Raw genomic sequence first — 11,174 nt, forward strand, 5'->3', positions numbered from 1 at the left:
TGTTATATTAATATTTCTAAAAGGAGAAGTACGATGATTGATGTCAAGGTTGGGAGAGGGTTTTCAGATAATTTGGAGGAAGCATTTGAAGAAGCCACAAAAGATTTTATAAAACCTAAATTACTGATTTATTACACCAGCGAGGATAGATTCAAACCATTTTCGAAAATGCTGCAGAAAAAATTTAATAATTGCATAATAATAGGAAATTCTGCACATCGTGAAATTTGCAAATATGGATTTACCAGCGGAGCTCTTCTCGTAATGGATTTTGAAGATGGAATAGAATGCCATGCAGGTATAATTAAAAATGTAAACAAGTATCCCATAAAGTATGTCGGGAACATGCAGAAAGCCCTGGATAAGTTTGAAAATACTGAAAATACAATATGCTTTGAGTTCTGTATAGGCACTGCCAACAGTGAGGAAAAGGTACTGTCCACTATAACTTCTGTACTGAAATCATATAACATACCCTTGGCTGGAGGGAGTTCGGCAGCCAGTCAGCAGCCTGGGACCACATATGTGGGACTCAATGGAGAAATATATGATAATGAATGTGTGTTTGTATTAATTAAAAATTTAGGTGGCAGAGTTAAAATTTACAGGGAAAATATATTTAAAAGTACTGGAAAGATCTTTACAGCCACCAGGGTTGATTTAAAAAATCGCATAGTCCATGAACTTGATGGAAAGCCGGCGGCGGAAATACTTGCAGATGCCCTGAATGTACCTGTAAATGAGCTTGAATCACTGCTCTTTTTGTATCATCCTCTTGGAAGAGTAGTTGGAAATAATGTGTACATATCCACCAGCAGTAAGGTAATAGACAATAAATCCGTTTCCTATTTCAGCAGGGTGTATACAAACTGTCAGGTACTTTTATTGGAACGGGAAGATTACAAAAAGGTGCTCAATTCTACTATTTCTAAAATATTGAGTGATTTTGAACATATATCCTGTTCACTGGTGATAAATTGTATGGCCAGGACAGCCATATTTGAAAAGGAAAATTTTGCTGGAGATTTTTCAAGGAAACTGGGTGAACTTGGAAATTATATTGGATATTCCAGTTATGGTGAACAGATGAATGATCAGCATTTTAACCAGACTATGGTATTGTGTGCTTTTGAATAAATAAATGGAGGTAACGGAAAATGTGGAAATTATTTTCTAGTGATAAAAACAAAGTTAAATTGGACAATTCCTCTAAAGATATGAAAGCTGAAGAATTGGATAATATTCAAAATACCAATGAGGATAATGATTATAAATTTATAAATTATGGTTCAAGATATGTTCAGAAAAGGATGCAGGATTTGATGGAAAAGGAAATTTCAATTAGGGGTTCCATACAAAAAGTAGACAATGCATATGATACGGTTTCAACAAGTATAAAAAATATTAATAGTATTATGAGTAATTTTAATGATAATTTCAATGAATTTACAGCTATGCTCAAGGATATAGATTCAACAGTGGACAAATCCACTGAATTTGTTGATAATGCTGCTGTTATGAATTCGAATCTCAAGGAAAAAATGTATGATATAGAGAAGAACATGAAGGATTTTCAGACTATTTTTTTGGATCTTAAAGCATCTTTTGATTCAGTCAGCGGACTTTCAGGAAATATCAAGGATATAGCAGATCAGACCAATTTATTGTCTTTAAATGCATCCATAGAAGCTGCAAGAGCTGGAGAATATGGAAAGGGATTTGCAGTAGTGGCAAATGAGGTTAAAAATTTATCTGAATCCACAAAAAATTTAGTGGACAGCATAAGTGCAAAGATGAATGAAATGAGTGAGAATGTAAACAAATTAAGCTCATCCATCTCAACTTCAAGGGGGACTTTGAAAGATGGAATTGATTTTGCAAAGAAAACTGAATCTGTATTTGGCAGCATACTGGAAAGTTCTAAAAGTGTTAAGACATTGAGCAATAAGATGGATGATTCCACAAATAATGCCAAGGAAGAATTGAATAACATAATTGCTAACTCAAATGGAATAACAGATTCTTCAAAAAATGTAAAAGATCAGATTAAGGAATTGGATGTAAAAGCATCTGAGAAAGTAATGATCCATTCAGACTTGACAGATTTTATAGATCAGATTGAAGTTATATCTTCAGAAAATATGGTTTGATTTATATAAAACTATTAGTTGAATAGTATGTTTTTGTGTATATTCATAGTATATAATATATATGTATGTACATGGGGGATGGTATGATATATGATAAAACATAAAAGAAAGCCTGTTAAAAATAAGAAGGATATAGTAGTAATTACAGTATCAATTTTATTTTTATTTTCTCTTGGATTTATTTATGGAGCAAGCTTATCTTATAAAAAATCAAAAGCTGTGACAGCTGGCAGTATTTCTAATTCACCTAAGAATTCTTCCACAGAATCTCAGAAATACATGAATAAAAGGGAAAGTAAAGTACAGATTTCTAATTCAAAGGATTTAGGTGAATTTAATCCTTATAAATCAGATGGAAGAAAAGTGGTGTATCTAACTTTTGATGATGGACCTTCTGCAAACAATACTCCTAAGATATTGAAGATATTGAAAGAGCATAATGTAAAAGCTACATTTTTTTTAATAGGGAAGAGTGCAGAACAGAATAAAGAACTTGTAAAGGAAGAAGCTGCACAGGGAAATGTAATTGGGAATCATACTTATTCTCATGATATGAAATATATATACTCAAACCCAAAAGTGTTTATGAGTGATGTGGAAAAGTGTGAAGAAATATTAAAATCTATTCTCGGAAACAATTATGATCTAAAGCTTGTAAGATTTCCAGGAGGTTCTTTTGGCAAGAGGCTCGAACCTTTTAGGGAAGAGATAAAGGAAAATGGGTACCAGTATGTTGATTGGAATGATTTAACCGGTGATGCTGAACATAACGTAGTTCCTGTAGTAAACTTAGTTAGCAAGGTTAAACAGTATGCCAATCATGATCATTTAGTTGTGCTGATGCATGATGCACCTGCTAAAACCACTACTGTACAAGCACTTCCTCAGATCATAGCGTATTTTAGCTCCCAGGGGTATTCATTTGATACACTAAAGTGAAATTTACCGTGTTTTTGATAAATAAAGATCTCCAGTCTTGAACTGGAGGTCTTATATTTTATAAAGACTACAAAAACTAACCCGATTTTAAACTAGTTTCATTGAGGTCTACCTTAGAAGGTGATGTTTAGTTATTTAAAAGAGATTTCAAATATGGAAGTACTCTTGATTTCTCAAGTGCTTTGAGAAGTATATATCCAAGGGTTGCTCCCATTAAAGATGCGGGAATGAAAAAGGGAATATAAGTGAATATCGAAGTTTTGGGGAGTCCGTAAAATGCCCTCATAAAAGGGTAGGAAATAATTGCACTTAAGATTCCCGTTCCAATTACTTCACCAATTACTGCCCATATCAATTTATGGAACTTTTTGTACAGCAGCCCCGACAAAAATGCGCCGACCACAGCACCAATTACTGCCAGAATTGTACTTCCGTTTAATATCATTCTCATGAGTCCTGTCAGCAGGGCACAGTTAAAACCCCATAAGGGTCCCAGAAAAACTGCACCTATGACGTTTATAAAATGCTGAAATGGCGCCATTCTTGGAAAAGAGACAAAAGTACTGAGTACATAGGATATACTTGCCAGCAGGGCAGTAAAAACTTCTTTTTTGATAATAGATTTTTCCATTCTTTCATTTTCCTCCATTCATTTCAGGATGATGCTTTTTTGTCTTTTTCTCAATACTCCAGACACCTTTTGGGTTGTAATTTATTTTGACATAGGACATTACACTTGGTGCTCCCTGCTCTATACAGATGATCTGACACCTTTTTACTATATCCATGAGCTGGTCATAATCTCCTTCAATTGTAGTTTCAAAAGGGCCTACAAATATATTCAACCCGGTGCTCCTTATGTAGTCAATAACTTTGTCCACAATAGGAATCACATTTTCATCCTCTACATTTGGTAATACTTGAATTGCTACACTTGCATTCATTTTATCAATCCTCCTAATTTTTTTAATAAATAAAGAAAAGCATAAAAAGTAAATACACCCGCGGTGGTGCACCCCTTTTTATGCTTTCCTACATTTGCATAAAAGTTATGTATTGCTGTATTTGGTTCTAAAATATACAAAGCTGTTTCATCCCCTAGGTTAAAAACAGCTTAATTTCAAATTTGTGTTTTAACTTCCTGCGACAGTATTAGCTGACAGGTTCTAAGGGTCAGGTTTTTAATCCTTCTCAACTACATTAGTTCCCCTGTAACTTATATTAGATTATATTTTATTATATCACTAATTTGTTGTCAGAGCAATGTTTGTAAAATTACTAAAGTTCAATTTTTTCACTTGAATTGAACTTTTTGGCATATTCTCGGCGGCATATATTTCATTTTTCTTAATGAGCCTGTTTTATCCATTTATCAGCATCCATGATATTTGCAAAACTGTTGTCTAATATGTAAAAAAAGATGTAGCTATTTCGGAAGATGTCATAGGAATGAAAATTTTTGAAAAACCAATTTTTGCATTTGGTTCTGCGAAGGATCAGTATTTTTTATTGTTAAAGAAACCCTCGGTAATTGGAAATCATTATATAACACCAAAAGAATGGCTTCAAAACTCTAAAACCGTCATATCCTTTTTTCTGCCTTTTAGTGAAGCAGTCAGAAAGGGAAACAAAAAAGAATTGTTTTGGCCTTCAAGTGAGTGGCTCCACGGACGTATTGAGGGGCAAATTTTTTTAAATGAGCTTTGCAGTCATCTGAAATCAAAATTGATGGAAGAAGGATATGATAGTGTAGTACCTTCCCTGGATAAAAGGTTTTGGACAGTAAAATTTCCAGGCAGTTCTGATCATCCTGAGCTGTCTTTTACCAGCAACTGGTCTGAAAGGCATGTAGGTTTTATATGCGGTCTTGGATCATTCGGACTTTCAAAGGGGCTTATTGCACAAAAGGGAGTAGCAGGCAGAATTGGAAGTATTGTCACAGAGTTGTATTTATCTCCTGATGATAGAAAATACAAGAAAATATATGAATATTGCATAATGTGCGGAAAATGTGCGAAGAATTGTCCTTCACGGGCCATATCTATAGAAAATGGAAAAGACCACATTGCATGTGCTAGATTCTTGGATAGGACTTCCGTGAGATATAAACCGAGATATGGCTGTGGAAAATGCCAGGTTGAGGTGCCCTGTGAATTTAAAATACCTAAAGAGAATTGCTAAAGCAAATTTTACTGAATAAGCTTTAGGATAATAGAATAAACCTTTATCATTTTAGTAAAAATATATATATGCTGAAGTATGATGAAAGGAGTTTTTATAATTATGGACAATAATTTATTGAAAAAATTTAAGAATAAATTGGAGGTGCAGAAAAGGGAAGCAGAAGATCTGTTGCAGCAGATGGAGAAAAATGGTACCATAAAGTCCAATGAGGAATTTTCGTCTGAGTTGTCCGCTTACGACAATCATCCTGCAGACAGTGCCAGCAGTTTGTATGATAAGGAAAGGGGACTGGCTTTTCAAAAAAATGAGGAAATTATTATAGATAAGATAGATAATGCCCTGAAAAATATAGAAAAGGGTACTTATGGAAAATGTAAAAAATGCGGTAAAGAAATAGATCAAAAGCGGATGGAATATGTTCCCTATACAGAATACTGCATTGACTGCCAGGACAATATGGACAGTTTAAAACCGGTAGAGTCAAAAAACAGGCCTTCTGAAGAAGATGTAATTGGAGATACCATGGAGAATGGATATGGGCGGCAAACTGAGTTTGATTCAGAGGACAGCTATCAGGCAGTTGGAAAATTCAACAGAAGAGAAAATATAGTGGAAGAATACACAGATGAAGATGAGGAATATGTAGAACCAGTAGAGTCTATAAGCAATGATCAGTATAAAAATCAGCTGCCTTAATATCTTAAATGATCCATATTATGTATATGAATTATTGACTTATACTTAAAAAAAGTGTTAGTATGTTTCAAAAGATAAGTTGATATGGATTATATATGTCTATAATGTTAGGAGGTAGTGTAATGAATGCTATTTTAGAAAGAAGAAGCATACGAAAATATACGGATAAAATAATTTCTAAAAAGACAATAAAAAAAATTTTGAAGGCAGCTATGTCCGCACCTTCAGCAGGTAACGAACAACCATGGCAGTTTATTGTTTTAAATGATAAAAATATATTAGATGGTATTACTAAAGTACATCCCTATTCACAAATGCTCAAACAAGCCAGTCATGCCATTGTCATCTGCGGTGATATGAAATTCAAAAAATTTGACGAGGATTTCTGGATACAGGATTGTTCTGCTGCTGCAGAAAATATACTTGTCATGGCACAAGCTCTTGGAATAGGTGCAGTATGGCTTGGTGTATATCCGATGAAAGAAAGAGTTGAAGGTATTGCTAAGCTGTTAAACCTTCCTGAACATATAGTGCCTTTTTGTGTAATATCCCTGGGTTATCCCGGAGAAGAGAAATCTGTTACTGATAGATATAATGAAGAAAGAGTACATTGGAGTAAATGGTAATAATTGATTTTACGGCAGGAACGTGTAAAAGATGAAGTTTTTAGCGCTTCATCTTTTTATTTTTTATAAAATTATTGTACTGACTACTTTAGAGAATAGCCATGGGAATAAATAAGTATAAAAAATTTTCACAAATTATAGTCAAGTACCTGACAAATTAATCTTTAATTATTATACTATAGTCAAGTACTTGACAAAAATACCTAGGTAATTAAAATTAGTGAAAGGAAGGTATTTCACATGAGTGAAATAAGAGAAGAAATCTTAGAGCAGTTCACACATCTGCATACATTACTGCACCGCTATCAAATGCAAAATCTCAGGAATTTTGGACCTTTTAGCAATCCACACAGAGGACAGGGACGTGTTCTTTCAATTTTGAAGATGAAACCTGAAATTAGCCAGAAAGAACTGACTTATCTTTTAGATATGAGCAGGCAGGCTCTGGCGGAACTTCTGAATAAATTAGAAAAGAACGGATATATTGAGCGTGAGACATCAGAGGAAGATCGCCGCAGCCTCAATATAAAGCTGACTGAAAAAGGTGCTGCAGCAGCTGGTAAGATGGAAGATGATGCGCCGCCTGAAATGGGAAAATTGTTTGACTGTCTGAACGATGAGGAACTATCCAACCTGAACGGGTATTTGAAGCGTATTATTGAAGGACTTCAAGAGCAGTTCGGAGGCGACAACGAGGATTTTCGCAAGCAGATGATGGAGAAATTTATGGAGCATGGCCATCACCTTAGAGAACACAAAGATGTTTTCTTTGGAGGCGGATTTCATCATGGGTGGTGCGGCGGAAGACATGACGGTGACATGGGAAAAAAGAGAGATTAATATTGTTTCAGCTGTTTTAGAGAAAGATTTGACCAAAGTATAATATATAAAAATAGAAGGCAGTAATCCTATAAATTGGATACTGCTTTCTACTTGTTACATGCTTGTGTGTACAGATATTAAAATATATATTTTTATCCCTGTAAATAAGTTTTCTCAGCCCAGAAATTTTTTGATCTCATCAAAGGCAAGGGCAATCTTGTCAGCCTGACAATGCTGTTCGCCACCGGTTTCCCTGGTAAAGACCTTTGTTGTAATGGAGCCTGCATTGCAGAGTTCCTGCTGAATTTGAGGAAGCCTTGAAATTGGAACATACTGATCATCTTCACCGGCCAATAGTAGAACGTCCTGGTTGATAAATTGCCCTATGCCTTTCATGCTGTGATGTTTAAAATTTCTGCATAGATCAAAAGGTGTAGTTTCGCCGGTGATTTCGTAACCTTTATTTATTTTCCATGTCAGATCAATATTGTCCCGCATCATCTTGTTTATGAAATTATTGAATTCAGCGGATTTACCGGCTTCAAACAATTTAACGAACTTATTCCACATTTCCTTGGGCATTCGATTCATCAACCCATCTAATCCGGAATAAAAAATATCGAATGCTATTACTTTATCTATGCGCTTTTCAAAAGCTGCCGCACGCATGACAAAATAACCTCCCCAGGATATGCCGATTGCAGTGACACGTTTCAAATTGAAATAATCGATTACCGTCGAAACCGGTTTTTCCCAGTTTGAAATAAACTTCAGCCCGTTTTTTAAAGCCGTACCCTGGCCTGGACCGTCAAAAACAATTATGTTATAGTCCGTGTTTTTTAAAAATACAGCTTCTTTGAGGATCTCTTCCATATAGGAATCATAGCCTCCAAAAATAATCAGCGTTTTATGTGCGTTGGGGTTGAACAGCTCTACAGCTGGAAGAAAAGAGTTTTCATAGGGAACCTTGTAGCTTTTGAAATCAAAATCATTATAGTATTTGTAAAAGTTTCTGCGGTATCCTTCATACATTTTCTGTTTGTTGGGATCTTCCGGCTGCAGGTAAAATTCAGCTGCCTTGTAATAATTTGAGGCTATGCCGTAAAAGCCTTCATTTTCCCGCTTCACAGCAAGATGTGACCAGTTTTCATACCAGCTGTCAAAATCTTTTAATTTGGGCACTATTTGTTTTAAATCCTCCCTTACCCCGGGATCATTTTCATAATCATAAGTAAAACGAGTTATCTGCAGATCAAATTGTTCATTGCCTGTATATTTTTTGAACATAAGAATACCTCCGTTTAATTGATTGATTTGACCTATGGGCCATCAACTAGAGTATATTGTTATTTTAAAGGACAAACAATTGTTAAAATGATATAATATGTTCGTAATCGAATGAAACATATAAAAATGTACTAAATCGAACAAGAGGTGTGAGATTGATTGGCGGAAGATGTGCGTATTTTTAAAACAAAACAAAATATCCAAGCAGCTTTTATCAAATTACTGGGGAAAAAAGATTTTGACAGTATTACAATTAAAAACATATGTGAGGCTTCATTAACAAGCCGTTCTACTTTTTACAGCCACTACACAGACAAATATGATCTTTTGGAAAAAGTTGTGCAGTACTATGTTGATATTGTGAAGAAGAAAGCAAAACTGCGTTTTTTACAAACGGAGAGCGGCGGTGTAGAGAAAATTATAGGCGATGTTTCCCAAATATTTTCACATCGTAAGGAAGAGATAAAGACACTGCTGAAAGTTCATGTACCCAGGGGGGATCTGCGAGAAGAAATTGAAAAGATTCTTTTTTCACAGTGTCGTTTATATTTACAACAGCATAAAAAATCTACAGATGTTTCACTAGATCTATTGGCTAATCTTTATGTGGCGAATGTTTTTGTGCTTATGACCTGGATACTGGAAAATGGTATGGATAAGAAGGCTATCAATCTTCTAAATAGATTGCAGTATTACTTTTTCACACAAATGTCCCTTTAAGGTTATTACAAAAAAATAAAATGTAAAATTTAATATATGTGTTTGCAGAGGAACCATTTTAGTTGAGAAGGCTGAAACCTGACTCTTTGAACCTGTTTAAGCTAATACTGGCGTAGGGAGCAAACTAATTATTTTAATAGTTATAAAGTGTTTATTGTTTCCTAATAAGTACTTTTTTTATTTTATCCAAACGCTAACATTGCTAATATTTTCAGATTCTTAAAGTTGGAGATAGGCGCTGTTATGAGCTTGGATAAGGTGATTATATGTAAAAAAGGAGAGGAAATAAATGACAAATTTCTTGGAAAATGAAGATGTAGTCAAAAAGCTGGAACAATATTTTAAAAATAAAAACATAAGTGTAAATATAGAGGGTAAATCAAATAAGTTATTGTCTTATAATAAGCCTGTATTTTATAAAAATAGTAAAAGTATTGTAATAGACTCGGAGCAGAAGGATAATAAATTTGAACTGGAGTTATCTTCGATAAGAAGCTGCACTAAAGAAGTTTGCGGGGGATTGCAGGATGTACTGATAATATTATATGACAGTACATATATACAAATTTATAATAAAATGTAAATGAGATAATTTTTGAAAAAAGTAGTCATAAATATAAGATTAATTTAATGGAAATATCGATTTGAAAATATCCCTGTGTACCGAAAATCCCATGGAAGTAATTCAATATATAAAAAGGCGGGATATTACAGGTATCTATTTTCTGGATGTGGATTTGAAGTGCAGTATGAACGGCATAAAATTGGGAGACATCCTTTTTATAGAAACCAGTGCTGCAGCGCACAGGATAAGGGTTCATGAAGAAAACAGGCAGATTGAATTTTACGGAAGTCTGAAGGATATACAAAAAAAGCTTATCCCCAATTTTTACAGGCGCCATAAATCCTATATTGTCAACAGGGACAAGATTGCTGAAGTGGACATGAAGTCAAACAGGATAATCATGACAAATGAGGAAAAGTGTTATGTTTCCTTCAGATATAAAAGGGGGCTTAAAGGGTGCTTATAAAAGAATTCCCCGCTATATTTTCCATATACTTTGTAGAAGTCATGTTCAAAGCCCTTAACGGGGCTTATTTTTACTGGAAAGGCAGTTCCTATATAATAAATTATGCAATGGTGTATGCAGTAGTACTTGCAGGTGTGTTTTTAATATTGCTACTCAAGAATACTGTTTTTAAGGGCAGAAACAGGTACATGAAAGATTCACTCTGGGAGAGCAAGGCTCAGATTGATATTTGCTCTTAGCATACCCATAATGGTGAGCATAAGGCTCATATACCCCTATGTGAATTCCAGAAGTTACGGCAGCTTTTCCTTTGTAATAGACTGGTATATTCCTATTGCAATACCTCTTTTTTCAATTGTGCTCATACTATTCATAATATACAACTATGAAGAGAGCATAGGCATACAGCTGGAACTAAAAAGGGAAGTTGAAGAAAGCTGCTCCTTTATTCTGATTAACTACTATTTATATTTCTCAAAGATTCTTGTCAAAGATTTGAAGCATGTAAGATTGTCCTTGATGAAGAATATGGAGCAATGTATGGTTTATCCGGTGGAATAAAAAAGCAATTGTAAATTTAATATTATAAATAATAGGTAATTGCGAAACTCACTGATAAAAATGAATTGATGATGGGAAGAAGTTTCAAAAAAAGGTAATTAGAAGATCAAAGGCAATTCTTGTAATTTATAATAGTTAAACAGAAAAAAAGGGCATAA

At 34.3% G+C, this 11,174-nt stretch carries 15 protein-coding genes and 2 riboswitches; of the genes, 12 read left to right on the top strand and 3 right to left on the bottom strand.

The genetic code is table 11. The features are described 5' to 3' along the window. The first annotated feature begins 33 nt into the window (after positions 1 to 33). The 3 genes from CLLU_RS12895 to CLLU_RS12905 all read left to right on the top strand — a co-directional run bounded on the left by CLLU_RS12895 (position 34) and on the right by CLLU_RS12905 (position 3,089). Positions 34 to 1,137, top strand: coding sequence for an FIST signal transduction protein (locus tag CLLU_RS12895; protein WP_106010192.1), 1,104 nt, complete (start codon positions 34 to 36; stop codon positions 1,135 to 1,137). Positions 1,138 to 1,157: 20 nt separating this feature from the next. Continuing rightward, positions 1,158 to 2,150 carry a methyl-accepting chemotaxis protein gene (locus CLLU_RS12900; RefSeq protein ID WP_106010193.1) on the top strand — a complete coding sequence of 331 codons (993 nt, stop codon included), beginning with the start codon at positions 1,158 to 1,160 and terminating at the stop codon, positions 2,148 to 2,150. Positions 2,151 to 2,240: 90 nt separating this feature from the next. Further along, entirely contained in the window at positions 2,241 to 3,089 is an 849-nt protein-coding gene (locus tag CLLU_RS12905) for a polysaccharide deacetylase family protein (protein ID WP_106010194.1), read from the top strand. Between the two features lie 127 nt (positions 3,090 to 3,216). Here CLLU_RS12905 and thiW read toward each other — a convergent pair whose 3' ends face one another. Both thiW and CLLU_RS12915 read right to left on the bottom strand, forming a co-directional pair. Next, entirely contained in the window at positions 3,217 to 3,720 is a 504-nt protein-coding gene (gene thiW / locus CLLU_RS12910) for an energy coupling factor transporter S component ThiW (protein WP_158255926.1), read from the bottom strand. Positions 3,721 to 3,724: 4 nt separating this feature from the next. Then, on the bottom strand, positions 3,725 to 4,033 hold the full coding sequence (locus tag CLLU_RS12915; RefSeq protein ID WP_106010196.1) for a thiamine-binding protein: 309 nt from the start codon (positions 4,031 to 4,033) through the stop codon (positions 3,725 to 3,727). Between the two features lie 177 nt (positions 4,034 to 4,210). Beyond that, positions 4,211 to 4,310, bottom strand: a riboswitch (TPP riboswitch). Positions 4,311 to 4,538: 228 nt separating this feature from the next. On the opposite strand from CLLU_RS12915, the gene CLLU_RS12920 reads away from it, so the two are divergent. From CLLU_RS12920 to CLLU_RS12935, 4 genes are all read left to right on the top strand, one after another. Then, on the top strand, positions 4,539 to 5,270 hold the full coding sequence (locus tag CLLU_RS12920; protein WP_106010197.1) for a 4Fe-4S binding protein: 732 nt from the start codon (positions 4,539 to 4,541) through the stop codon (positions 5,268 to 5,270). 102 nt (positions 5,271 to 5,372) lie between these two features. Then, complete coding sequence (locus CLLU_RS12925) at positions 5,373 to 5,969, top strand: TraR/DksA C4-type zinc finger protein (RefSeq protein WP_106010198.1); 597 nt, start codon at positions 5,373 to 5,375, stop codon at positions 5,967 to 5,969. Positions 5,970 to 6,091: 122 nt separating this feature from the next. Further along, positions 6,092 to 6,595, top strand: a complete 504-nt coding sequence (locus CLLU_RS12930) for a nitroreductase family protein (RefSeq protein WP_106010199.1) — start codon at positions 6,092 to 6,094, stop codon at positions 6,593 to 6,595. A 240-nt stretch (positions 6,596 to 6,835) separates the two neighbouring features. Then, complete coding sequence (locus tag CLLU_RS12935; RefSeq protein ID WP_106010200.1) at positions 6,836 to 7,435, top strand: MarR family winged helix-turn-helix transcriptional regulator; 600 nt, start codon at positions 6,836 to 6,838, stop codon at positions 7,433 to 7,435. A gap of 156 nt (positions 7,436 to 7,591) precedes the next feature. On the opposite strand, the gene CLLU_RS12940 is transcribed toward CLLU_RS12935, so the two are convergent. Next, complete coding sequence (locus CLLU_RS12940; RefSeq protein ID WP_106010201.1) at positions 7,592 to 8,704, bottom strand: alpha/beta fold hydrolase; 1,113 nt, start codon at positions 8,702 to 8,704, stop codon at positions 7,592 to 7,594. A gap of 159 nt (positions 8,705 to 8,863) precedes the next feature. Between CLLU_RS12940 and CLLU_RS12945 the strand changes: the two genes are divergently transcribed. The 5 genes from CLLU_RS12945 to CLLU_RS12965 all read left to right on the top strand — a co-directional run bounded on the left by CLLU_RS12945 (position 8,864) and on the right by CLLU_RS12965 (position 11,016). After that, entirely contained in the window at positions 8,864 to 9,424 is a 561-nt protein-coding gene (locus tag CLLU_RS12945) for a TetR/AcrR family transcriptional regulator (RefSeq protein WP_106010202.1), read from the top strand. A gap of 36 nt (positions 9,425 to 9,460) precedes the next feature. Beyond that, positions 9,461 to 9,560: riboswitch (TPP riboswitch) on the top strand. A gap of 153 nt (positions 9,561 to 9,713) precedes the next feature. Continuing rightward, complete coding sequence (locus CLLU_RS12950) at positions 9,714 to 10,007, top strand: hypothetical protein (protein WP_106010203.1); 294 nt, start codon at positions 9,714 to 9,716, stop codon at positions 10,005 to 10,007. Positions 10,008 to 10,068: 61 nt separating this feature from the next. Next, entirely contained in the window at positions 10,069 to 10,455 is a 387-nt protein-coding gene (locus CLLU_RS12955; RefSeq protein ID WP_242977619.1) for a LytTR family DNA-binding domain-containing protein, read from the top strand. Then, a complete protein-coding gene (locus CLLU_RS12960; RefSeq protein WP_106010204.1) occupies positions 10,446 to 10,694 on the top strand; it encodes a hypothetical protein in 249 nt (82 codons plus the stop codon). Before CLLU_RS12955 ends, CLLU_RS12960 begins: the two co-directional genes overlap by 10 nt. Continuing rightward, a complete protein-coding gene (locus CLLU_RS12965) occupies positions 10,678 to 11,016 on the top strand; it encodes a hypothetical protein (RefSeq protein WP_106010205.1) in 339 nt (112 codons plus the stop codon). Before CLLU_RS12960 ends, CLLU_RS12965 begins: the two co-directional genes overlap by 17 nt. Positions 11,017 to 11,174 lie beyond the last annotated feature (158 nt).

Origin of the sequence: Clostridium luticellarii (assembly GCF_002995845.1) — a bacterium.
GTDB classification, from domain to species: domain Bacteria; phylum Bacillota; class Clostridia; order Clostridiales; family Clostridiaceae; genus Clostridium_B; species Clostridium_B luticellarii.

What these genes read in the sequence shown, in the direction of transcription:
- CLLU_RS12895 (WP_106010192.1), top strand. Translation starts at nt 34, where the DNA reads ATGATTGATGTCAAGGTTGGGAGAGGGTTTTCAGATAATTTGGAGGAA.
- CLLU_RS12900 (WP_106010193.1), top strand. Translation starts at nt 1,158, where the DNA reads ATGTGGAAATTATTTTCTAGTGATAAAAACAAAGTTAAATTGGACAAT.
- CLLU_RS12905 (WP_106010194.1), top strand. Translation starts at nt 2,241, where the DNA reads ATGATAAAACATAAAAGAAAGCCTGTTAAAAATAAGAAGGATATAGTA.
- thiW (WP_158255926.1), bottom strand. Translation starts at nt 3,720, where the DNA reads ATGGAAAAATCTATTATCAAAAAAGAAGTTTTTACTGCCCTGCTGGCA.
- CLLU_RS12915 (WP_106010196.1), bottom strand. Translation starts at nt 4,033, where the DNA reads ATGAATGCAAGTGTAGCAATTCAAGTATTACCAAATGTAGAGGATGAA.
- CLLU_RS12920 (WP_106010197.1), top strand. Translation starts at nt 4,539, where the DNA reads ATGAAAATTTTTGAAAAACCAATTTTTGCATTTGGTTCTGCGAAGGAT.
- CLLU_RS12925 (WP_106010198.1), top strand. Translation starts at nt 5,373, where the DNA reads ATGGACAATAATTTATTGAAAAAATTTAAGAATAAATTGGAGGTGCAG.
- CLLU_RS12930 (WP_106010199.1), top strand. Translation starts at nt 6,092, where the DNA reads ATGAATGCTATTTTAGAAAGAAGAAGCATACGAAAATATACGGATAAA.
- CLLU_RS12935 (WP_106010200.1), top strand. Translation starts at nt 6,836, where the DNA reads ATGAGTGAAATAAGAGAAGAAATCTTAGAGCAGTTCACACATCTGCAT.
- CLLU_RS12940 (WP_106010201.1), bottom strand. Translation starts at nt 8,704, where the DNA reads ATGTTCAAAAAATATACAGGCAATGAACAATTTGATCTGCAGATAACT.
- CLLU_RS12950 (WP_106010203.1), top strand. Translation starts at nt 9,714, where the DNA reads ATGACAAATTTCTTGGAAAATGAAGATGTAGTCAAAAAGCTGGAACAA.